Source organism: Enterovibrio norvegicus, from assembly GCF_002876705.1.
Lineage (GTDB): Bacteria > Pseudomonadota > Gammaproteobacteria > Enterobacterales > Vibrionaceae > Enterovibrio > Enterovibrio norvegicus_B.
The window spans coordinates 1-23,771 of the sequence record NZ_MDAG01000008.1 but is presented as its reverse complement, the minus strand read 5'-3'; the positions used below and the strand labels follow the sequence as shown (position 1 = coordinate 23,771).

Annotated in this window: 21 protein-coding genes; 10 read left to right on the top strand and 11 right to left on the bottom strand. The window is 47.9% G+C overall.

All coding sequences use genetic code 11. From position 1 onward, the window contains the following. Positions 1-76: 76 nt before the first annotated feature. The 4 genes from BCT27_RS04575 to BCT27_RS04560 form a co-directional block, all read right to left on the bottom strand. Positions 77-1,201, bottom strand: a complete 1,125-nt coding sequence (locus BCT27_RS04575; RefSeq protein ID WP_102395171.1) for a DUF3541 domain-containing protein — start codon at positions 1,199-1,201, stop codon at positions 77-79. A gap of 767 nt (positions 1,202-1,968) precedes the next feature. Further along, on the bottom strand, positions 1,969-2,343 hold the full coding sequence (locus BCT27_RS04570; RefSeq protein ID WP_102315848.1) for a c-type cytochrome: 375 nt from the start codon (positions 2,341-2,343) through the stop codon (positions 1,969-1,971). A 64-nt stretch (positions 2,344-2,407) separates the two neighbouring features. Continuing rightward, the gene (locus BCT27_RS04565) at positions 2,408-3,679 is read right to left on the bottom strand and encodes a sensor histidine kinase (RefSeq protein ID WP_102395170.1); all 1,272 of its coding nucleotides are present in this window, start codon (positions 3,677-3,679) and stop codon (positions 2,408-2,410) included. Then, positions 3,676-4,362, bottom strand: coding sequence for a response regulator transcription factor (locus BCT27_RS04560; RefSeq protein WP_102315846.1), 687 nt, complete (start codon positions 4,360-4,362; stop codon positions 3,676-3,678). The genes BCT27_RS04565 and BCT27_RS04560 overlap by 4 nt, the downstream gene beginning before the upstream one ends. 125 nt (positions 4,363-4,487) lie before the next feature. Between BCT27_RS04560 and BCT27_RS04555 the strand changes: the two genes are divergently transcribed. Together BCT27_RS04555 and BCT27_RS04550 are read left to right on the top strand one after the other, a co-directional pair. Beyond that, entirely contained in the window at positions 4,488-5,561 is a 1,074-nt protein-coding gene (locus tag BCT27_RS04555; protein ID WP_102391252.1) for a glycosyltransferase family 2 protein, read from the top strand. Further along, complete coding sequence (locus BCT27_RS04550; RefSeq protein ID WP_102395169.1) at positions 5,558-7,003, top strand: ArnT family glycosyltransferase; 1,446 nt, start codon at positions 5,558-5,560, stop codon at positions 7,001-7,003. The genes BCT27_RS04555 and BCT27_RS04550 overlap by 4 nt, the downstream gene beginning before the upstream one ends. A gap of 77 nt (positions 7,004-7,080) precedes the next feature. Here the strand turns inward: BCT27_RS04550 and BCT27_RS04545 are convergent, their stop codons facing one another. After that, positions 7,081-7,779: a hypothetical protein gene (locus BCT27_RS04545; protein ID WP_241908504.1), complete on the bottom strand. Its 699-nt coding sequence runs from the start codon at positions 7,777-7,779 to the stop codon at positions 7,081-7,083. A 134-nt stretch (positions 7,780-7,913) separates the two neighbouring features. After that, positions 7,914-9,287, bottom strand: coding sequence for a DEAD/DEAH box helicase (locus tag BCT27_RS04540; RefSeq protein ID WP_102395168.1), 1,374 nt, complete (start codon positions 9,285-9,287; stop codon positions 7,914-7,916). Positions 9,288-9,592: 305 nt separating this feature from the next. Here BCT27_RS04540 and BCT27_RS04535 point away from each other — a divergent pair, with 305 nt between their 5' ends. Next, on the top strand, positions 9,593-10,246 hold the full coding sequence (locus BCT27_RS04535) for an HD domain-containing protein (protein WP_102395167.1): 654 nt from the start codon (positions 9,593-9,595) through the stop codon (positions 10,244-10,246). 27 nt (positions 10,247-10,273) lie between these two features. Then, positions 10,274-10,636, top strand: a complete 363-nt coding sequence (locus tag BCT27_RS04530) for an MmcQ/YjbR family DNA-binding protein (protein ID WP_102395166.1) — start codon at positions 10,274-10,276, stop codon at positions 10,634-10,636. Between the two features lie 18 nt (positions 10,637-10,654). Here the strand turns inward: BCT27_RS04530 and BCT27_RS04525 are convergent, their stop codons facing one another. After that, positions 10,655-11,863, bottom strand: a complete 1,209-nt coding sequence (locus tag BCT27_RS04525; RefSeq protein WP_102395165.1) for an iron-containing alcohol dehydrogenase — start codon at positions 11,861-11,863, stop codon at positions 10,655-10,657. A 193-nt stretch (positions 11,864-12,056) separates the two neighbouring features. On the opposite strand from BCT27_RS04525, the gene BCT27_RS04520 reads away from it, so the two are divergent. The 5 genes from BCT27_RS04520 to BCT27_RS04500 all read left to right on the top strand — a co-directional run bounded on the left by BCT27_RS04520 (position 12,057) and on the right by BCT27_RS04500 (position 18,320). Continuing rightward, a complete protein-coding gene (locus tag BCT27_RS04520; protein WP_102315841.1) occupies positions 12,057-12,620 on the top strand; it encodes a pyridoxamine 5'-phosphate oxidase family protein in 564 nt (187 codons plus the stop codon). A gap of 76 nt (positions 12,621-12,696) precedes the next feature. Next, a complete protein-coding gene (locus BCT27_RS04515; RefSeq protein WP_102395164.1) occupies positions 12,697-13,584 on the top strand; it encodes a LysR family transcriptional regulator in 888 nt (295 codons plus the stop codon). Between the two features lie 569 nt (positions 13,585-14,153). Then, the gene (locus tag BCT27_RS04510) at positions 14,154-14,951 is read left to right on the top strand and encodes a substrate-binding periplasmic protein (protein WP_102315839.1); all 798 of its coding nucleotides are present in this window, start codon (positions 14,154-14,156) and stop codon (positions 14,949-14,951) included. Between the two features lie 113 nt (positions 14,952-15,064). Continuing rightward, a complete protein-coding gene (locus BCT27_RS04505; protein ID WP_241908502.1) occupies positions 15,065-17,053 on the top strand; it encodes an EAL domain-containing protein in 1,989 nt (662 codons plus the stop codon). 301 nt (positions 17,054-17,354) lie between these two features. Beyond that, positions 17,355-18,320, top strand: a complete 966-nt coding sequence (locus BCT27_RS04500) for a nucleoside hydrolase (RefSeq protein WP_102315837.1) — start codon at positions 17,355-17,357, stop codon at positions 18,318-18,320. Between the two features lie 131 nt (positions 18,321-18,451). Here the strand turns inward: BCT27_RS04500 and BCT27_RS04495 are convergent, their stop codons facing one another. The 4 genes from BCT27_RS04495 to BCT27_RS04480 all read right to left on the bottom strand — a co-directional run bounded on the left by BCT27_RS04495 (position 18,452) and on the right by BCT27_RS04480 (position 21,084). Next, the gene (locus tag BCT27_RS04495; RefSeq protein WP_102395162.1) at positions 18,452-18,844 is read right to left on the bottom strand and encodes a hypothetical protein; all 393 of its coding nucleotides are present in this window, start codon (positions 18,842-18,844) and stop codon (positions 18,452-18,454) included. A 138-nt stretch (positions 18,845-18,982) separates the two neighbouring features. Then, positions 18,983-20,134: a winged helix-turn-helix domain-containing protein gene (locus BCT27_RS04490; RefSeq protein WP_102395161.1), complete on the bottom strand. Its 1,152-nt coding sequence runs from the start codon at positions 20,132-20,134 to the stop codon at positions 18,983-18,985. 85 nt (positions 20,135-20,219) lie between these two features. Further along, positions 20,220-20,435 carry a DUF3820 family protein gene (locus BCT27_RS04485; protein WP_074928672.1) on the bottom strand — a complete coding sequence of 72 codons (216 nt, stop codon included), beginning with the start codon at positions 20,433-20,435 and terminating at the stop codon, positions 20,220-20,222. A 97-nt stretch (positions 20,436-20,532) separates the two neighbouring features. Then, positions 20,533-21,084, bottom strand: a complete 552-nt coding sequence (locus BCT27_RS04480; RefSeq protein WP_157939232.1) for a sigma-70 family RNA polymerase sigma factor — start codon at positions 21,082-21,084, stop codon at positions 20,533-20,535. 319 nt (positions 21,085-21,403) lie between these two features. On the opposite strand from BCT27_RS04480, the gene BCT27_RS04475 reads away from it, so the two are divergent. Next, a complete protein-coding gene (locus tag BCT27_RS04475) occupies positions 21,404-23,644 on the top strand; it encodes a DNA/RNA non-specific endonuclease (RefSeq protein WP_102315833.1) in 2,241 nt (746 codons plus the stop codon). Positions 23,645-23,771 lie beyond the last annotated feature (127 nt).

Genomic DNA, 23,771 nt, shown 5'->3' with positions numbered 1-23,771 from the left:
CACAAACTGATTTCCGAATACAAAAAAGAGAAGCAGGGTTCCCTGCTTCTCTTTTTTATGGGTTTCGATTTTTCCACTAGGGCTTCGCTTTCGGTACCAACCCCCAGGGAACAGATGAAACAATGCCATTTTTCTGCCCCGCCATCGGCACGGCATTCGCACCTTGCCAATCAAGCAACATGATGGCGAGTACGTTGCGATGCTCACCCTTGGCAAGATCGACGCTACCTGATACAGAAGGTACGATGCCAGCTTGATCTGAAATCGCCTGTCGAACATAGGCTTGTGCACGTTCGACGACAGGATCATCATCAAGCCCTGCCAGCAGAAAACTGATGCCAATTTCAGCCACCACATCCGGTTTTGAGCGCGCTAAAATCGTATCTATATTGTCGCGGTAATACGTATAGATCCACGCGAAATCTGATTCAGACACTGGCACGCGGTAATATTCTGATGCCGCGAGAATGATGTGCGTCATGCCATACAATTTATTGTTAAATTGCTGCGTGGAGAGCTGTGTATCTTCGCTGTCTGGGTAGGTTTCGCGAAACGCGGACTCGAATGTTTTCGTCAGATCATCTTCACCAAGTTGCTTCAGCCAATACACTTGGTTCGCCAGCTGCGCAGCCCAAGCACGAATCATTTCAGGGTTGGTGACATAAACACTAAAGTTATACCAACCCAACACGTCACGCAGTTTCTCATCTTCAATGTGTGCCAAACCATATTCATTGGCACGCGCCATGCTGCTTATCAGCCCAGCACCAAGCACCAAATATTCTTCACGCCCAATGCCCGCTTTCTGCCGCAACGCATCTCGCTCAGAATCGCCAGATCCATAATGGGACAGACGCACTTTACCAAGTCGTTCTACATCCGCTTGACTGTTAATGTCTGCCGCATACGCGTTAAGACGACTCGCCACCCGCGCCATATCCGTCCAAACCGCGCCTTTGTAATAGTCATCTTGAGTCTGGCGATACATACGAAGCCCATAATGCCCAAGCTGATACGGAGACAATTCGCCTAACTGGCGATCATAAATATCACGGATCTCTCGGGCATCATTGATTTCAGCCATCTGCACAACAGACCCGGACACCGTGCTGTCAGCATGATCTTGGGGAGTCAACGAACACGCCGTTAGCGCCGTCATCACCACAGCACTTGTTAGTAACACACGCCATTTTTTCATCATCACACCCCATTAAATTTGCCCTCACCTTAGCCGAGTTATGTAAAGAGACGAACAACTGTTTGCAAGGTTACATACCCAAACGACCTGAAGATGCTCGTATCCAGAGGCCATCAGTGCGTTCAATTCGCGGCGAATTTCGCGAGGAATAGTCACCTCATTTCCGAGGCATCTAACGAAGAAGTGGGCGCATTGAGGGCCTCCCTACGGGCGAGTTGACTGCCATCGTGCTCTTTGTTGTCCCTTTTTGATGGAGGTGACTACATCTACAAAGGGACGCCGCGATCACAACACCAGTCAATCTCGCTGAATCCGTCATCTTCAACTCGTTTGGGTAAAGCCCACTACTTACAACCACGTTGTCTCATCAACGAATTCACGCAGACGATGGAAAAATTTACGGTGTAAATCGGCAGAGGAATGCGGGCTAGCGAGAGGTTAGAGGCCGATAAATAAAGGGGCGAATTTAAAAGACGGTGTAAATCGGGGAAAAAACGCACCCACCAGCGACTGTGTTGCTGTCACTAAACACCAAAACGGTGCTGGCGGGTGTTCGTCAAGTTAGACGAAGGTTGACCACAAATGAGATGTCACTTGCGGATGTATCAGCTTAAAAGGCAGTGGATCGCTGATTGAAACCAAGAGCCCAATAAACACGGAGTGAAGAGGTATGTATTATTGAGCGATGCATTATTTATGACACAGCCAGCGGGCATAATCGACAGGCTATGCCGTTTGTGCGGCGCAGTTCTAATTGCTTAAAAAGCACACTAGTTTGTCACGTCGTTTTGCTCCAACACATATGCCATGATGTCGTTCACGTCGTTTTTGGTGAGCACGCCTTCAAACGCAGGCATGCCCCCATCACGGCCTTCTATTACTGCGCCAATGATCCCTGATTTTATCGGATTCAAACGGCCAAATTTCTTGTGCAAATTTACAGGTTTTTCAGGGAGTGCCGCAGCAGCTAAACCATCACCGTGACCTTTCTGACCGTGGCAAACAAGGCAGTTTTCAACATATTTTTGTTTACCATTTGCCACATCACTTTCACCATAAATTGTGTTTTCGTAGGCAACTAGTGCGATAAAACCGATCACCCCTAAACCTAAAACACCCAACGCAATCCCAAACATTTTTTTCATAATACGTATCTCCTTATCGATAGGTTTAGTTAACCAGACGATAGGTGAAAAAAATGTCAACGCGCTACTTTAACCCTTCGTTTTCTAACCCTGTTACGCTAGCCGTGCATCCCCCCGCTTCATTCGCTTTTAGATCTATTTGCCAACCATATTTTCGTGCGATGTCTTGCGCAATGACCAAACCCAATCCATACCCTTGATTCGCCTTACTCTCGTTCTCTAGGCCCACTCCCGTGTCTTTAATCACGACAGCGTTTGAAGAAACATGCACAGTGATGTGCCCTTGTTCGGTGTACACAAAAGCATTTTTAATCAAGTTACCAATTAAAATCCCGACGGCTTTATGAGACACGCGCAAACACGGAGCATGTTCGACATTGACCGACACGTCGATGTCTCTCTCTTCCAGCAACATTTGAAAATGTGAAAGTAAGGTCTCGATTTCGGCGCTGTTTAGTCGCCACGGTGTGACTGCATCTTCTTTCTCTCGCGTCAGTGATAACAAGGTCTCCACATAGTCTTGCATGGCTTCGACTGCGGTTGTCATTCGCACTCGCTGCTTATCAACGAAATGAGGATCGTTAGAGTGTTCAAGCAGAGACAAACTGCCGCGTAATACCATGAGCGGTGTGCGTAATTCATGGCTCGCAAAACGGTTAAACGCCCGTTCTCTTTCCAGCATCTCAGCGATTTGCGATTGATAGGTGTTAATACTTTCAGTCAAGGTCACAAGCTCGACTGTTTTACCTGCTGCTGGCAATGTCAGGGGTGACAAGTCCCCTTTGGGTTTGGCACTCAATTGATTGGTGAGCGACGAATAGGGCTTGGTCAACCTAGACGCAATTTTTAGCACGACCAGCAAACTTAAAATCAGCAACCCAAACGATAAGAGCAGCTGATTGGTTTGTGAGTTCAACGCTTTATCTTCGCTTAATTCAAAGATGGGATCATTGTTGACGATGTAAGCATCGAGCATTTCACCATTCATCAACACTTCAGTTTTCATCACAAAGTAATCTGTTTCTTGACCGACTCTCCCTGCTTTGTAGATTTCTACGGCACTGTTCAGCGCAAGTTGTTTGCTGATTTCGAGCGAATCGGGCAACGCACCATAGCCGATGTAGGCGGTCGAAAAATTGTCGAGCACCACTTCGTCACTGTCGATATCAACCTCTTTCAGGCTATTTGCCAACAACTCCAATCGGTGCTGAGCCGTAAAATGTTCGAGGTTTTCAACCGTACTTTCCAGCACGGAAAAGTGAATGGTGATGATGGCAAACGCCACAATCGAAAAATATGTAAACGTCAGCTGTTTTGCGGATTTAATCTTGCTCATTCTGCGCCACTCGGTTTGTCGACCAATTGATAACCAATCTTCGGAACGGTGCGGATATACCCAAACTCAAACGGTTTATCAATGAGGTTTCTGAGTTGATAGACATGGCTGCGCAACACGTTGCCTTCGGGTTCGTCATCGCCCCATAGCGCGGTGGCCAACTCTTCTTTCGTCACCACTTGCGGAGCACGTGCCATCAGCAATTTGAGCACAGTAAATAACGATGGGTTAAGGGTAAATTGACACTCACGACGAACAGCAATGTGTGATGTGAGAGATAAGCTCAGTTCGCCAAAAACCAACTCGCGGACGGACACTTGCCCCGTGCGGCGTCGATTAAGCGCCGACACCCGTGCTTCAAGGATCTTCAAATCGAATGGCTTTACCAAGTAATCATCTGCGCCATGATCGAAGCCAGAGAGAATGTCTTCTCGCTCGCCCATCGCTGTCAGCATGAGCACAGGGGTATCTACGCCATTTTCACGCAGTTTTTTGCACACCGTCATGCCGTCCATTTTGGGTAACATTACATCGAGAATGACGACGTCATAATGATTGTCTTCCACCAGATTTAGGGCCTGCGTGCCGGATAATGCATGGTCCATGGTGTGACCAAGCAATTCGAAGTAATCGTAGATAACACCCGCAATATCTGCATGATCTTCAACGAGTAATATTTTCATTTTCACTAAACCTGGCTGCCGAATTCTTCTTTATTCTTGCACAGAAAACATAAAAAAAAAGTGAACGACCTTTCTTTCACTTCTCTCCTCGTAATGTGGCCCTCACTGACGTAGGAGGTCCCATTTTGACAGTAATTCGATATTTCCCAGCTCAGCCAACTTCTCATGCCCCACCGTACCTTTCTGTGGTGGTGCCATTTTTTAATGAACAAGCTGTTCTCGCGGCGTGTCACCAGCGCATTTTGTCGGTGCTCGACACACTCAACGCACGCTGCGAAATCATCTATGTGGACGATGGCAGTAAGGACGACAGCGCCAACATTGCCAGTGCACTCGATGCTGAGCACCACGATGTGACCTTGATTCGGCTCAGCCGGAACTTTGGCAAAGAAGCGGCCATGTCGGCGGGATTAAAAGCCACCCGTGGTGATGCCGTTATATTGCTGGATGCCGACCTTCAGGACCCGCCGGAGCTTATCCCCGAGATGATTGAAGCTTGGCAATCAGGCTACGACGTTGTGGATATGCAGCGTAAAGCTCGCTTGGGTGAAAGTGCATTCAAGCGGTTCACCGCGCGTATGTTCTATACCCTGTTGAATCGACTGAGCGACGTGCCCATTCCTGAAAACGTTGGGGATTTCCGCCTGTTGGACAGGCGCGTTGTTGACACCATCAATGCCCTTCCCGAGCGCACGCGTTTTATGAAAGGCTTGTTTGCGTGGCCCGGTTTTCAGCGCACTGTCCTTCAATTTGACCGTGACCCTCGCTTCGCGGGCACCACCAAATGGAATACCTCGCAGCTGTTTAACCTCGCCGCAGAAGGCATTACTTCGTTTAGCACCAAACCTCTTCGACTCGCCACTTATGCGGGATTAATGACGGGAGTCAGTGCCCTTTGCATCGCCGTGGTCGTCGTGCTCAAAACCCTCATGTGGGGCGATCCCGTTGCTGGGTATCCCAGCCTGATGCTCACCGTGCTGACACTGGGCAGCGTCCAGTTGCTTTCCATTGGCTTGCTGGGTGAATACCTCGGCCGTTTGTTTATTGAAGCCAAACAACGCCCACTCTTTTTGGTGGATACCCAATTTACCAAGGCAGCAGCAACGTCATCTTTTAACGCCTCAACGGTCAAACCTGCATCAGCTTCAAACACCGCTAAAGCATCCACTTCCGCTGTTTCTGAGATCCCTACACCATGAACCGTATACCACACTTCATTTCACGCCTATCGCTGACCCAGCTCGCCCTTGCAACGCTGATCATTTCATTGGGCATTCGCCTCATCACCTTGCCGATGTATTCCCTGATGGACACGACAGAAGCACGTTATGGCGAAATGGCGCGCATCATGTTCGAAACCCAAAACTGGATCACCCCCATGTTCGACTACGATGTGCCCTTTTGGGGAAAACCGCCGTTGTTTGCATGGCTAAGTGCGGGGGGAATAAGTTTGTTCGGCAATAATGAGTTTGCCGTTCGGGTACCGCATCTTTTTGTGGGCGTGCTTATCTTGACCATCACCTATCAGTTTTGTGTTCGCGCGGGGAAGTCCGTGCAAGAAGCCATCCTGTCAGTCGCGGTTTTGGCGACGAGCACTGCGTTCATTGTCATTTCTGGTGCCGTCATGACCGACACTGCGCTAGCGCTCGGTATCACCCTCAGCATGGCGAGTTTCTGGCTCGCGTTTCAGCACCAATCCAAACTGGCGGGCTACCTGTTTTTCGTCGGCCTTGCGATTGGCATGCTCGCCAAAGGCCCGCTTACGCTGGTATTGATTGGCATCAGCCTCTTTTGCTGGACAGTGCTTGATGGTCGCTGGCGACGAGTACTGCACGCGCTCCCTTGGGTAAGCGGCACCTTGCTGATGCTGGCTATTTCGCTGCCGTGGTACATGCTGGCAGAATTCAAAACCCCGGGGTTTCTGAACTATTTCTTGGTGGGTGAGCACTTCATGCGCTTTGTGGTTTCTGGCTGGGAAGGCGATTTGTATGGCACTGCGCACAACGAACCACGCGGCACGATTTGGTTATATGCCGCCATCGCTGCGCTGCCGTGGACGCCTTTGTTCTTCTGGCAGCTCTTAAAACGTTTTCGACAAGGAAAAGAGAGTGTCACGAATGCGTATGCGCAGTACCTTTGGTGTTGGATGCTGTCGCCGTTGGTGCTGTTCACCTTCGCGGGTAATATTCTCGCCAGCTACGTATTACCTGGGCTACCTGCTTTTGCATTGCTGATTGCCTTGTATCAGTCAGAAAACCCGCTCAACACTCGCGCCTATTTAACCGGTTTAACCACGCCCGTGCTGATCTTGTTTGCTGCGCTCGCCTTAAATTTCAACCTGACTGGGAAAGCGGCGGAAAACGCGTTGCTGACGCTTTGGGAGAAACAACCGGAAGCCCGTTTCGTCGATCTTTACTATGTAGGGAGTCGCCCATTTTCGGCGCAATATTATTCGAATGGAAAAGCGAAACGCGTATCGACGGATCTGCAAAGCACCATTACAGAACTCGAGCAGCCTGCGTTCATTGTTCACGCCCATGCACACTCAGACGACAAGGCTGATATGTCGTTAGAACAATGTCAGCAGAGAGCAGAAAGTAAAAAGCGCGTTCTTCTGTATTGCGTGCCGAACCGCGGATAGTGAATAGCGGCACTGCGGAATGAGTAAACCCTAACAACGGGGGAAGGTGAGAAAATCAAGAGGACGCCTTGCGACGATTATGGCTCGCAGTCGGAAATATCGACGTCAAAGTCAGAGATTTTTTCGCCTTCCGCATCGAAATAGAAGTAGCGGAAGACCACGTCATTCTCAAGTAACACAGCGGTAGGACGGACACTGCAGCTGTTCTTCGCCACAATTTTGGGCACGACATGATTGAATTGTTCGAGGTTAATGTCTTCGACCAAATCATCCAAAATGGTGTGATAAAAGCGCAATGTACGTCGGTCGTTTTCAACCAAGTCTAATCGCGTCACATCATCCACCATTACAGGCACATCGCTATTGATTCTGCGTGCCGTGGCCTCGACCAAAATTGGCGTGTATTCATAGAGATCATCTTTGCGAACAAGGCCATTTGAAAGCATGCATAAATCCATGGCTTCCGCCCACTCTTGAGGAGTGGCGTCGATGTTCTCTCGCTCGACTTTGGCTAGGATGGCGTTTTGACATTGCGTGCTAACATCGTTCGCCCCTTCGGCCGTGACTGAAATGCCATTGATTGTTACCCACGCGTCTTGCTGAGGGGAAACACAACCACCAAGCAACAACGCGCTCAAACCCACCCATACGGATTGCTTGATTCGGTTTTTCTGCGTGACTTGTTGGCGCGTTGCTTCTCTGTGCATGTTACCGACACCCATTTCTGCTGCGTGATACTCCATTTCAACCATGGCGGTGAAATGCGCCAAGGTCAATTCATGTCTCCCGTTTTTAAGACGACAGTGCAGTATTTCATTCCGCGTACAAAAAAGCCCGCAACTGCGGGCTTCGTAAAACAAAAACGCTAAGTACACTCGACGACATAACTCGCGTGCTTATGTGTTCTGCGTTAGCTGTTTTTTTTCGGCTTCAGCGAATCCCAAGGGCTACTTGAGCGGCCTGACTCTGAACGCTGACGCGATACTGGTTTACTCGCGCTATCATCAGCGCGACGACGATCTTGGTTGTTTGAACGTCCGCTTGGTTTCGCACCTGAGCGTGGGCTTCGTGGTGCTTTCGCATCACGCTTATCAGCGTTGTCGCCTTTTGGTTTGTTCTTTGGCACGTAATTCAAAACAGAAATCGGCACAGGTTTACGTGGTTCAAACCCTTCAATGTCACGACGCTCAATCAAATGCCCAAGGCGGCTTTCAATCATACAAAGGTTTTTGAAATCATCCTTCGACAAGAAGGTGATCGCTTCACCTTTCGCGCCCGCGCGGCCAGTACGACCGATACGGTGAATGTAATCGTCCGCAGGGAACGGCAGGTCGTAGTTCACAACGCGCGTTAACTCTTCAATGTCGATACCGCGCGATGCAACACCGGTTGCGACCAAGAATTTCAGATCACCGGCTTTGAAATCTTCCAACAGTTGCTCACGTACCGCTTGGCTGCGGCCACTGTGGAACGACTCAGCTTGAATGCCACGCTTACCAAGTTGTTCAACCAATTTGGCCGCACCATGCTTAGTTTCAAGGAAAATCAACGCCTGCTCCCACGCTTGCTCGATGATCAAATGGCTCAACAGCGCTGATTTTTTGTCTTTATCGACAGTCGTCAGCCATTGTTCAATATCTGGTTTACTTTGTGAATTCGCCGTTGAAATTTCAACAGGGTTTGGCACTGCTGTTTTCGCAAGGAAACGAATTTTGTCAGACAACGTCGCTGAGAACAGCAGATTTTGGCGATCAACAGGCAAGCGCTCGATGATCTTGTTGATGTCTTCGATGAAGCCCATGTCGAGCATGCGGTCAGCTTCATCCAATACCAAGATTTCAATCTCATCAAAATGAACAGCGCGCTGTGAATACATATCCAACAAACGCCCTGGCGTTGCGACCAGAATATCCACGCCTTCAACCAAACGTTGTTTTTGCGCCGCAATTTCTTTGCCGCCATACATGGCTAGCGTGGTAAGCGAAAGGTTCTTCGCATATTGCTCAGCATTCTTCTCAACCTGTGCCACCAGCTCTCGCGTAGGCGCAAGGATCAACGCGCGCACACGCTTTTTGCGCTGGGTCTCGCCACGGCTCAGCATTTCTAAAATCGGCAGCACAAAGCTGGCCGTTTTACCTGTACCGGTTTGCGCAGCAGCCAGTAGGTTTTCACCTTTCAAGATCGCAGGAATCGCTTTTTCTTGAATTGGCGTTGGGGATGTATACCCAAGTTCAGTGACGGCTGAAACAATCGGCAGGCTTAAGCCCAGCTTAGAGAATGGCATGAGAAATCTCGGCTAAATGGAAAAACAACAAGTATGGCAGATATCGCCTGCCACAAAGGGCGCGCATTCTAGCATGGGTCGCTTAAAAAACAGAGCAATGTCTTTCGTGCTAATTTGCATGAGAAATGAGCAGCAACGTTGAGCCTTTCCTTCCACCCTCACGTTTTCTTAAAACTCCCGACTCAAACAATGTGAAGACGCTAGAATTCAACGGGAATTGGCGCATACTATGGCGCAAAATATCGAGGGTCTGTTGCCCTTAATCTAATAAGAATTTCTTCTCAAACAATCCAATCGTTGGCCACATGATCCTAGACAAAAGCAAAGTCCTCACGCCTGAACGCGAAGCCGCATTTCTTGCCTTTATCGAACAAGAAATGACCCAAGATCTCGCGCATGACCTTCAGCACGTTCTGCGTGTGGTAAAAACTGCCAAGCAGCTATGCAAAGAAGAAGTTGGAATACCTGAAATCGTTATTCCCGCCGCCTACCTGCATGATTGTTTTTCCTTTGGAAAAGGCCACCCTAAACGCCACCAAAGCTCACTGTATGCTGCAGATAAAGCACAAGCCTTTTTAGAAAACATTGGTTATCCAAAGCAGTATCTGACAGGCATTCATCATGCGATCGTCGCGCATAGCTTTAGCGCAAACATTGAAACCTCCACGCTCGAAGCAAAAATTGTTCAAGACGCAGACCGTTTAGATGCCCTTGGCGCAATTGGCATTGCACGCTGCTTACAAGTCAGCGTCACACTGAATCGTCCTTTGTATTCGCCTGACGACCCTTTCTGCGAAACACGTGAGCCAGATGATAGCGAATTCACATTAGATCATTTCTATACCAAGCTGTTGAAACTCGAAAACACCATGAAAACTCCCGCAGCGCAAAAAGAAGCCAAACGTCGCACGGTATTCATGCAATCGTATTTGACACAGCTTGCAGAAGAAGTCGCGTAAACGGGTAGTGACCAAGGAAGAGACACCATGGATGTAGAAACGCTAAAGCAGCACTGCCTCACAATGACGAGCGTGCGTGAACACGAAGAAGCCGCGCCCAATAACGTGTTGATATACAGCGTTGGTGGAAAGAAGTTTGCTTACTTCAAGACCAGCGAGCCTGAACAATGGCGTTTCAGCATCCGTGTTTCTCCAGAGCGCTTCCTTGAATTGCTTGACCAACCCGGCGTGAAACCCGCACGATATATGCATCGATTTCACTGGGTCACCATTGTGGATGTCACTGTGTTTAACGAAGAGTATTTAGCGACGTTAATTGCATGGTCTTATAGCAAGGCCATGTCTTCGCTATCAAAAAAAGCCCAGTTCGAACTTCAAGCACAGCAATAACACGAAGCGACTATTGCCTCACACCATCAATTTTTGAATCAGTGACTCACATTCGAGCTGAGTGAGATAACGTGGGACAGGGTAATTCCAATTGGCTTCTTTGATGGCCAATTGCGCAATAGTGGAAACATCGTGGTTTTTAATGGCTTCTAAGGTTTTCGGTAACGCCATTTCTTCTTGCAACATCACCACATAATCAATGAAAGCCTGGGCATTGGTATTGTCGTCCCACTCTTCATCCCCCACACCCACCATTCTGGCAAGATTCCCCATTCGACTGGCCGCATCTGGTAGAGAAAATGCCAGAACATGAGGCAGCGCCAGCGCATTACCTACACCATGTGGTGTGCCATATTTCGCGCCTAGATTGTGGGCAATGGCATGTGCATAGCCCAAGCTAGCCTTAGTAAACGCAAGGCCAGCATAGTAAGACGCAAACGCCATGCCCTGTCTGACTTTGAGTGAACGTCCGTCTTTGTACGCCGCGATAAGGTTGCGGCTAAGCAAAGCCATGGCTGCGTTAACGTAGGCATCGGTCTCTGCGGTGGCATTTACCGAAAGATACGCTTCCACGGCATGTGTGAGCGCATCCATGCCCGTTGCAGCAGTAATGTGCGGAGGGAGTTCCGTCATCAATACGGGATCAAGCGCTGCCATTAGCGGCACAAGTTTTGGATCCATCAAGGGTGTTTTTTGATGAGTATTCGGATCGGACACGACTGCGGCGACGGTCACTTCAGAGCCTGTCCCCGCCGTGGTTGGCAGTGCAAACAGCGGTGCAGGCGTTCGCCACACCTTCAACAATCCCGCTAAGCGTTTAATGGCTTTTTTGTTGGTTACCCGTGCTGCAATCACCTTGGCGCAATCAATAGGTGAACCACCTCCAATGGCAAGAATCCCTTGGCATTGCTCACGCTGGTAAAGTGCTAATCCATCTTCAACTTGCGGATACGTGGGATCTGGCGTCACATCGGAAAAGCGCACAAAATCCACCCCGTTTGCAATTAGCTGTGCTTCGATGTTGCCCACAAGGCCAATGTCCACCAACGCGTTATCAGTCACGATCAGTAACTTGCCAATGTTCATTAACCCAATGGCTTCACAGAGTTGCTCACTGCTATTGGCGCCAGAAAAAAGCGTCGGTCGAGGAATGGGAATGATTCTCGCCGCTATTTTCAAAGCTTTCATGTAAGTCTTGTAGACAAGTAACGATGCGCTGTCAGCCATGCGGTTTACTCCTTAAAACAGTCACTTAAGAGTAGGCATGACTCCATGATGCAGCTATTTGGACACCTAAAAAGGTCGCGTCTTGTCACGGTTCCCCCCTTTCAATGACGAAGCACCCCACGTGACTTGGTATGAAAAATCAACAATGTTACGGTATTCACTCTGTATATGGCGGCATCATCAAGGACGAAACATGGGACAAACAACCAAATCACTGAGTGAAAAACACATCGCATTCATCGGCGAACAGAAAATGTATTTTGTCGGTACAGCGGCTGAGAGTGGAAAGGTTAACGTGTCACCCAAAGGCGGCGATTCACTGCGCGTTATCGACAATAAAACCATCGCTTGGCTAAACCAAACGGGCAGCGGCAATGAATCTGCTGCACATGTGCTTCGAGACCCACGAATGACCATCATGTTTTGTGCCTTTGAAGGTGCGCCACTGATCCTTCGCGCTTATGGTCAAGCCCGCGCACTGCATAGAAATGATCCGGAGTGGGAGATTTTCTCGGCCTTGTTCCCCATCAATTTTGCCTCGCGCCAAATTTTCTTGTTGGATATCGACCTTGTGCAGAGTTCGTGTGGCATGTCTGTGCCGAATTTCAGCTACGAAGGCGATCGTGATGACTTGGACAAATGGTCTGATCGTCAAGGTGAAGAAGGCATTCAACGGTATTGGCTAAAGAAAAACCAAACCAGCCTAGACGGATTTGAATCTGACATCGCCAAAAGAACAGGGCTTGAGCAGGAGTAATTCGCCACTCAGGCTTTATTGACATGTTCAAAAACGCAGCAAATACTGACGTTATTATTTCGTAAAATATGCATATATGGACAGAATAACCGCCGCAAAAGTCTTCGTGGATGTGGCTTACTCAGGGAGCTTTACGGCAACCGCTGATCGCTTGGATATGTCACGCCCTATGGTGACGCGATACATCGAAGCGATGGAAAACTGGCTGCAAACCCGACTTTTAAATCGCACCACGCGAAAAGTCTCCCTGACGTCAGCGGGGGAAGCGTGTCTTGTCGATGTCGAACGTCTTCTCGAAAAAGCGGATGAACTCACTCTACTCACCACAGCAAACGATGAGCTAACAGGGACAATCCGGCTCGCTACCAGCATGTCTTTTGGCTACGCACAGCTCGTGCCTGCGCTAAAAGGGTTTATGCATGCCCACCCCAGCGTGGTCATCGATGTTGATTTGGAAGATTCCACTACCGATCTGACGCGGGAACGTATCGACCTTGCACTGCGCATTGCGTCAGACCCCGACCCATCACTCATTGGTAAACCGATTGCACCTTGCGAATCCGTATTGGTTGCCTCGCCGGGATATATCGACAAATCATCCGAGATAAAACACCCACGAGATCTCGAGGCGCATGAGTGCTTAGGGTACAAAAATTTTGAACGCCATGTATGGCACCTTCAAAAAAACACTGACATTGAATCTATCGATATTAGCTGCCACCTCACGGCAAACGACGCAACATTGTTAACGCAAGCCGCTATCGCGGATTTAGGCATTGCTATGCAACCCAAATATCTGGTGTCTACACATTTGCAATCAGGAAAGCTCGTAGAAGTATTGCCAAGTTGGAAACCTAAAGACATGCAAGTGTATGTGCTCTACTCGTCTCGAAAGAACATGCCTCCAGCGGTGCGCGCACTCATTGATCACCTTAGTGATCATTTCTCCACTCAGCATTGGTAAGTGGTTCTTGGCAGTAGGCTCTTAGCAAAAGGTTTTTGGCAGTAGATTATTACGGTTCAGATAATTTAGCGCTGTCATTCTTATATTGTTCGGGTGTGTTTTCCCGCTTTAAAATAGCGAAAAATGTGAGCTTACTTCCCATTATGAAATTACACGTTTTATGCTGTCAATTTAGACACAACATCGTTAAGGTTACTGACTCCCTGCATGAATGTAATACTGAGCAGCCTTGGTTTCATATTTATATTCAACACCTTAATCAAATAAGCAACGTGTTTAATTTCATGAAAACAAAGACTTGTTTTCTATCCTTCTGTATCGACACTTAAATTCAATCGCGAAAAAACTATTATACGTATCAATTAAGAGACATTTTCTTATCGATGAACCTTGTACACTCTACGTTAAGTCACTAGCGTGCTGTATCAAGAGGTTTAACGAAAGGTATTGTATTCTTAACCGTGTTATTTAAAACAGGAAACCACACGGATTTATGATACATACAGCAGCATGAAATTAACGCCAATCGGTATCTTAAAATAATGAAATTACTAATAATAATCGCAGGAATGATATTTTTTAGTGAACGCGCACGTGCCGAAAATCAAATACGTGTCGTGAGTGAGTTGCTCCCCCCTTTCCAAGTCTTTAATGATGCAGGCCAATTCAGTGGTCGCGCCGTTGATATGATGGAAGTCATACTCAAAGAAGCGAATATGGAAGGGTCAGTAATCGATGTTATGCCTTGGGCGCGCGCTTACAAAACGGCGACAAAAGAAAAGAACGTTGCCATCTTTTCCATTGCTTATTCCGAGAAGCGAAAAAACTTATTTCATTGGATTGGCCCCCTTTACGCGCTAGAGCGTTCATCATTAATTGGTTTAAACCACCGTGAAGATTTAGCCATTACCTCTTTAGAAGATGCCAAACGGTTTCGAGTCTGCTCTGAACTAGAAACCTATTCTTACCAGCAACTACAAACACTCGGGTTTGAGCAAAATAAAAACCTCTTCTCTTTGAACAGCCTTCTAAACACATTCCGAACGCCGGATGGCAGTGTCGCTCGACCGGCGCTTCGCATTAGTTTGTTGAGAAATGGGAAGTGCGATTTCGTATTGGGCCCTTGGTCTACCTATGCATTTGACGACAGTATCGGCAAAGACCTGAAATCTTTCCTTTATTTAGGCGACCCTGAATCCCCTTTGGTACTTAACCTTGCCATTAACCCCAAGTCAGACCCTAGTGTGATTAGCGCATTGGAGAATGCATACAACAGGTTACGTAAAAGCGGCAAGCTCTATGACGTGTGTACACAAGATGATCCTAAAAAACTGCACGTTGCTTCGTGTGAAGCCGCAGCACCATAGTGAAAAACAGAAGGTAATCCATGAGCAACTGGTTGTTTTCATCATCAAACGCGCCATTGATGCGCAGATTTGTCACCTCAGTGATATTACTGAGTTTTGTGGCGGGGATGATAATGAGCGTCATAATGGCCAATGTGCAATTACAAAGCCTCTATGACGAAAAGTATCGTGAAGCCAACTCTCAGCTAGAGAAGATTACAGACAGCGCCGCCTATGCCGCATTCAACTTGGATTCCACGCAGGGGTACTCGTTGCTGAAAGGTTTCGAGAAAGACTCTTTGTTTTCAGAAGTTATCTTGCTCGATAACTACGGTGACATCGTTGCCAAAGCATCAAAAACACCGTCTTCGTCGACGGAAAATTGGTACGTTTCTTTTCTACCAAGCTATGAAACGTCAACGATAAACCATGCATTGACGTTTCCCGTCTTTCGCGACGGTAAGCACGTAGACTCCGACGTAGGCTCACTGGTGGGCAGTATCGACTATGTGCCCACTGCCGATGAATTTCACCAACTGATCTGGACGATTTTCCTTTCTACATCTGTCGAAATTTTTATGACGGCAGTGTTCTTGTGTGTTTTCTTTCAACGCCAGATTGGCAAGCCACTGTCGAACATTATTCAGCACATTGATGACAACTCACACATTGATCGTACTAACCGCGCAAAACTGATCACCGTCGCCGGCCATGAAAAAGATGAATTTGGCCGACTCATTCGGGCCTACAACACCTCCATTGATCATGCTGCGAAGTACATGAACAAGCTAGAGAGAACCAAAGCGGAACTTAAAGCATTGTCTGAGAAAGACCCATTAACAGGTTTAGCTAATCGACGAGCATTGCTTTCAACGCTAAGTGCGCTGTGTGAGCAAAATTCTCGCTTTGCTGTTGTCTCCTTGGACATCGATAATTTCGGTGGCATCAATGATGCGTACGGGCATCAATTGGGTGATGAATTGCTCACCACTCTCGCCGAAATTCTTCAAAGCACACTAAAAGACACCGCGATCATTAGCCGACCGGGTGGCGATGAATTTATCATCGTGTTTAACAACTACACCACACCCGAGGCGCTGGTCGAGCAACTTAATCCCGTGTTGAACGTTCCCCTGCATCGCGAAGACATCAACAACACGCAATGGATTACCACATCCATTGGCGTCACTGTGTATCCGCAAGATGCACACACACCGCAACGTCTTCTTCACTGCACTGATATCGCGTTATATGTTGCGAAAGACGCTGGCAGAAAATGCATTCGCTTCTATGACGAAGATGCCGACCTAGAGCGCTCTCGCCGTGATGTAACAAGGAAGAAACTACAAAAGATCATTGAAAATGATGATTTCTATTTGGAGTACCAACCCAAAGTCAGCATGCATTCTGGTGAAGTCGTCGGTTGCGAAGCTTTATTGCGATTGAACAGTGACACCAAACAAGACGGCGCCCCTGTCGAAATCATTGAAGAAGCAGAAAAGAACGGGCTGATTGTTGCGCTTGGGCAAGCCATCCTACGCCGCGCCTTTTCCGATCTCAGTCACTATTTAGATGTACTACCTGAGCACTTTCGGATGAGTGTGAATGTGTCTCCGAAGCAGTTGGTGTCAGACCAATTCATCAGCGACTTGTTGATGTTTTCAGAGGAGTTTAATGTTCCGTTGACACGCATTGATATCGAAATCACAGAGTCTTGCCAAATTTTCGATACCGAGAAAAGCTACAAAGTGCGCCACTGGCTAAAAAATGCAGGAGTGACTGTGACCCTGGACGACTTCGGGACAGGTTTTGCATCACTGGAGTATTTGCTGACCTACGGGTTTGACCAAATAAAGGTCGATCGTCATTTCACTCAAGCGCTACCGCGTGATGAAGATGCAAAAGCCATTTTCAGTGTGGTCCAATACCTTGCCGATAAGCTCAATATGGGGATCATCGCAGAGGGTATTGAGAACATTGATCAACAATCTTATTTGCAACATCAAGGTTTTGATTATGTTCAGGGGTATTTCTATTCTAAATCCCTGCCTATCCAAGACTTAATGAGCTTTTTAGAAAACCGACACCTTGTCTCTCCAGCGATAGAGGGTGCCGAGCATTAGTCACGCCTCCTTATGCATTGTCTAAAAACCACGACGAGATAAAAGAGCAGCCTCTGGCACTCTTTTATCTCTATTTAGACAACGCCCTGTCATGCCGCGCACGTGATAAAACCTTCTCTACACAGAAACGCTGACATCTAAAATGAGAGACATGACGATAATTCCCTCCTACTTTCAGAGGGATAAATGTCACTTTCCATGAATTTATTGATAAGTGTCACAATAAAAACACACATATCCGCATAAGTCATCCGTGAAATTTCCATAGAATAGGCACTCACTCATCGGCTAGGTCTCCACAATGACAACCAAAATAATATTAGACACCGACCCGGGAATTGATGATGCAATGGCGATCCTATTTGCTGAAGCAAATCCAAACATTGAACTGTTGGCTCTCACCACCATCTTTGGCAATGCAGACATCGAAACCGGCACACGCAACGCACTTTATCTCAAAGAACGCTTTAACCTTCAGTGCGACGTTGTAAAAGGAACAGACAAACCGCTATATCGTGAACCAGTAGGTGCCAGTATCGCCGTGCATGGCGAAAATGGTTTTGGCGGCATTGCCATTGAGGCACCGACGATCACTGCCGATCCACGCCCCGCATTTCAATACATCATCGATACCGTAAAAGCATCGCCTGGCGACGTCACGCTCGTGGCCGTTGGTCCATTAACCAACCTTGCTCTCGCGTATAACCACGCACCTGAAATTGCCGAACTTGTTAAAGAAGTCGTGATCATGGGTGGCGCATTTGGCACACACGAACACACTGGCAATGTGACGCCGTTTGCCGAAGCCAATATTCATGATGACCCGCACTCAGCAGACATTGTGTTCACTGCGCCTTGGCAAGTTACCATCGTGGGTTTGGATGTTACGCATGAAGCCTTCTTCTCGTCAGATTATATCGACACATTGCGCGATACTTGCGGGGAAGTGGGACAGTTTATGTGGGACATCAGCCGCTTCTACTTAAACTTCTACAAAGAACGCATGGGCGTTAACGGCTGCTTTGTTCATGACCCATCAGCCATTGCCTATGTGATCGACCCATCGCTGTTTACCCTTCGCAAAGGCCCGGTGCGCGTCGTCTGCGATGGCCCAGCCGTTGGGCATACATTACAAAAGTACACGGACACCAAGCACAAAACTGACGAATGGAGCGACATGCCCGCGCAGAATGTTGCCATCAAGGTTAACGATCAAGCCCTGCTTGATCTTTACCTTGATTCCATGACCAGCTACGGCGCGGAGTAAACACCCAAAGAGGCTGCATCATGCAGCCTCTTTCTGTCTGAAAGCTTTCCCCCTATCGTCTCTTTTCCTAAACCCCAGATTTGCATCATCACGTGGTGGAACAGTTAATAGCTGTTGCGACAGAACGACCGTTACGCCTTGTTCTCTTCTTTTTCCATTCGCCAGCCGATGTAAGGGAACTGCACCCAAAATGAAAAATAGAAGAAGGTGAGATACCAATACGGTATGACAAATTCGATCCCCAGCCCTTTGTAGACAGCGAGCAGGAAGTAATCATAGATAAACAGCGGCACGGTGAGGTACAACGCCAGCCAACATGCGTTAATGAAATGACGTCCGTCATCCCAATATTTATTGAGCGTGTATCGGGTGACGGGAAAGTAGGTGAAGGTCACCAAAGGAAGGATCACCAATTTGGACCATAGCGGCCATTGCTGATAATACTCGGGTAAGCCAATCAAATAGAAACTCAACCACGTGACGAAACTGTAGATGAGTAATTGAAGGTGTTTTGCTTTGTTCATGGTGTGTGAGGTGATTAACCTTGCTCGACGTGATTTGTCGTCGACATGATGCACGACAACGCAGATAGACACTCAACCAATTGTGAGAAACCAAAGCAACAATTGAACTGGTTTAATGCCTCTTCCTTCTAAGACACTTTACGCTGTTGAGGTTCTTTCAATGCGATAACTTTCGCAACCGTTAAATGCAGCGAAACGCTGTAGTTCGTCGTGCAAACTCGCGTTAAATGTTTCTGTGTTCTTGAGCTTTGCTTCTAGGGCAAGGTGCAACACCACCAAGGTTGACGACACCTTATCGACTTTGCAATCCATTCGCGCAACCAGGTCGCCATTCCACAATACGGGCAGCGAGAAGTAACCAAATTGACGTTTGGCTTCTGGCACATAGCATTCGATAAGGTAGTCAAAGTCAAAAAAGAACTGGGCGCGTTTTCGTTGAATAAGCAGGTTATCAAACGGAGATAAGATCTTGGCTTTTCGTTTGGCGAGGGGTTTATCGAGCAAGGAAAGTGACTGAGGCAACGCGAAATACACCGCATCGCTGATCGCAACTTCAAGGATGTCTCCACTGGCAACCATGTCTTTCAGCACTGACGTGATAAGTGGTTTGGTGTTCTTGAGCAAATAGCTCATTTCTATGGCGTTACCTAAACCATTGGCTTCAAGAAAACGCGTGATCAAGAAGCGGGCATATTCCTCATCATTTGGCCGTGATGTGTCTATGCCGTCAGGTAACACCCGTTCTGTTAGATCGTACACTTTCTGGAAATTTCGACGCGCAGTGATCATCAAATCACCTTGCATGAATAAGTTTTCGAGCGCGTGTTTTGATGGCTTTCTGCCCCACCCTTGCTTGGTTTTTCTCTCGCCCTCGAAGTCTTTCGCCAGCAACGGCCCTTCCGCTTCTATGCGTTTTAAGATGTCATCCATCATCTGAAAGTCGCGTTTATACCAGTGGCTTTGTGCGCCGCTTTTGAACGCATGTTTTCTCGGCAAGCTATAGCGATAATCACGCATGGGCAGGAAGGCGGCTGCGTGCGACCAATACTCAAAGACCTGTTTACTTGCAACCAAGCTATCAAGGTGAGAAACGTCATAACGCGGGTTGCGATTCCACAGGGTGTGGTGATGCGCGCGCTGCACCACAGAAATGGTATCGATTTGGATGTAACCCAATTGCTCTATTGCCGACAAAGTGGCTGACAAAGCACTGCCGCCTTGCATGTTGTGGGGCAGTTGTTGTGAATGAAGGATAAGTTTGCGGGCTTGCGAGAGAGACAATGATTCCATGATGTATATCGAGCGAACACTCGTCCTTGATGCGCATTGCTGAGCCGCCGCTCAGCAATAGATATTGTTGTTTACGACGCGATCGTTAGTCTTGTTTTAGCGGCCGAATAAGGGTTTCTAGCCCTTCAATTTTCAACTCCAGCGCAAGTTCCATCAACGCGCCCAACTCATTTTCAGGGAAGCCTTGTTTGCGAAACCACAGTAAATACTCTTCGGGTAAATCAATGATCACGCGACCCGCGTATTTGCCGAAAGGCATTTTCATTCGTGCCAATTTCAGCATCTTTTCTTTATCTAACATGGTGCTTTCTTCGTGTCGTAGGAAGCATGCAGTGTATCACCTTGTCCCTTCTCGCTCATCCAGTGCAGAGGCTCATGTCCAACGCTGCAGGCCGAGTTCAGTTGCAATCGCCTTTACAGCCGTAATCAGACACCACACCACCTGCAAACGTCACATCACAACAGGCGATGACCTTTTTGTGCAATAGTTTTCTGCCCCTTGCCACGCGGCTTTTTATCGCAGACAAGCTCACGCCTTCACGTTCAGCAAGGGTAGCCAGTTTCACATCATGAATGTCGGCTTCACGCAGAGCATCTGCGTATTGTTCTGGCAGGTCATTAATAAATGGCAGCATGCAATTACCAAGCTGTTGGTGCAATGCGAGGGTTTCATCTAATTCTTCGACGATGCTTTCGTGCAGCTCTACGTTGTCGAGTTTTCGTGTGCGATAAAAATCGATCACAGTATTCCGGGCAATGCTCAATAGCCATGCTTGAAAGCTCTGAATTTCAGGAACAGCATCTGCTTGCTTCCACGCTTTTAAGAACACGTCTTGAAGCAGATCATCAACCTGATCAGCATTCGATATTTTGCTCGCGAGATAACCCTTGATGGTTTGCTGCAGCGGCGTAAATGCCTCAATTAACTCTCGCTTGAATGTATCTGGCATGTCAGTTCCTGTCGATGTGTCTACCATGGGTGATAATAGCGCAATCATGAATATTCAATGGAATACCTTATAAGACGATCACGACGTGATTTGGTCGCAATTTTTTTTGAAGATATGTTTTCCTTGATCATTGTTCCGCACTTTCGACACCTTTCGTGCTTGCTCTTACCTACCGTCAATGTCCGACTCTTATTTCCAACACGTTCGACCACCTTATAAAACAACGAAGCAATGTTGGAATCCAGCGCCAGTTTCGCCCATTTTCCAAGGCAACTGCTTTACCGTAGGAAGGTATTTTCGTTCCCTACTGGAGATTTTGATGGCAGCTCAAGGATTCAATACCGACTTTCTCGCGCATCCTGTTCAATTACCTCGCCTTGGCGAAGAACTACGAGAAATTGCTTGGGATGATGGCGATCCGCTCCACTATGAGCACTTTTCACTGGTAATGAACCGCGAAACCAAAACCGCGTTCTACACCGCCCACAACGTTGACCGGAAAGGCTTGATTCAGATTCGTCGAAGCCGTTGGAAAATTGACCCACGCGTAGACATTGCTTACCAAGCAGGTGCTAGCGTTTACAAAAACAATGATTGGGATCGCGGCCACATGGTTCGCCGCGCGGCGATCACTTGGGGCACACGTGCCGAGGCAAGCCAGGCCAATCGCGATTCTTTCTTTTACACCAATGCCAATCTGCAACATGCAAAGTTCAACCAAGATGAATGGCTAGAACTCGAAAACTGGCTGCTTGAAGACCCAGAACTTGGCGATAAGTTGTCAGTATTTACCGGCCCTATCAATACGATCAATGACCAGCCATATAGAGGTACCTACATCCCGTCCGCATTTTGGAAGGTGATTGTGTTTACCAAAAATGGGGAATTGCAGTGCCGTGCGTTTTTGATGAAACAAAGCGAGTTCTGGGATGATCAGAACGGCAAACATGCCCTGAACCTTGAGAACTATCAGGTTTCATTGACGCAAATCAGCGAGCTTACAGACCTCTATTTCGAGCAAGCGCTGTACGAAGCAAATCCGATGTTCTACTCCCCGAACAACTACACCGAATCAAACGACATTCAAACACCGGAAATGCGGCCGATTGAGTCTCCAACAGACATCATTGAGACGCGCGGCGACTACTTCGACATCGTGCAAGATCTCTGGGATGGCGACGAAACAGGCTTTTCGGTTACACGCATGAAAGATGGCCGTTGGGTGAATGAACAGGCTGATATCAAGCTGCGTGAACAAGGCCATCGCAAACCAAAACACCGCGATTTAGCGCAGTTCTCGTTGTTTGAAGATGTGAACACCGACAAGCTCGCGACGCTTCCGACCTACCAATCACTCAAGGCGCTGATCGACAATTACAATTTAGTGCAGAGCAAAAAAGAGGGCTACACCGCAGAAGAACTGCAGGAAATCGACACCTTCCTTGACGCATGTTTTGCACGTACTCAGGGTGATCAATCTTCACTCATGGAGCAGGTTTATCAGTATGCCATCGCGGAAACGGCCAAAGGTGGCTTGGGTTACGCGGCGACCAAACAAACAGACCTTCCGTTCAGCAGCGATACCTTTGGTGCCAATCAGTGTGTCGATTTCACGAGCTTAGAGACATTCAAAGCTTCAGTGAAAAACATGTGGTTTGGGCTTTATACCAACTACTACAGTTCTCCGACTCACGATTGTTCGGGCTTTGAACATGTGTTTCTTGGCGAATTTAAGAAACAAGGTGCGCAGTATCAAGTGGGTGGCTATCACTGTTGGGTGAAATTCTACTGGGATGAGCAAAACGGGATCGATGGCAAAACGGATTTGAACTACCTCGGTTCGTTTTACGACGGCCCAGAAGGCCAATTGAATACCGATGTCGCTACCCTGTCTATGCGCTGGCGCGTGGGCAACAAAACCGCACACAAATCGAAAGGTGGGTTCTTCGTTGGCATTAGCCCTGAATGCCTCCTTGCCATCGGGACGCTCGCAACCATTGAGAGCTACAAAAATGATGTCGATCCTTTGTCATTTTTCAATGGCGAAGCAAAACGCCGTGTCGCGATCAACGGTTGGCGCTACGATTTGGTGGTTTACCGAGAAACCGCGCAGGATAAGTCACGCGGTCTGCATATCCGTTCCTTCTTCCCGATATTGAAAAACCGAGATGACAGCAAACCGCTTCTCGATCCGCACTCAAATCCTGATGTGGTGTTGTTTGAGGAAGGTGATGTCGCCATTTCATCTGCGTTGCCAAACCCTGTTGGTGCGGGCGATCGCAATGAATGGGTCGCCATTCGAAATGACAGCCCTGGTTTGTTGGACGTGACTGGCTGGCAGATTAAAACCAAATCCGGCACCACCACATTGCATCAACGTTTGGTCCTGTCCCCAGGACGAGAGCATAAAGTGATTGTTCGTGCTGGCGGCGGTGGCGCGGCACTTTCCAACAAAGGCACATGGATTGAATTGCATGATGCCCAAGGCACTGTGGTGTCGAAAGTGGAATACAAAGCCCTTAGCAGAAGCGCTGAAGGCCAAGTACTGACATTTAGTTAACGTTTCGACACGCCAATCAAAACGTTGAAGGGCAGCAAACACACTATGTCGTTTGCTGCCCTTTCATTTCGGCCAATTCTTGCTCAGTGAGCAACTTTTCGCCCAGCAACTAAGCAACTCCTTGCTC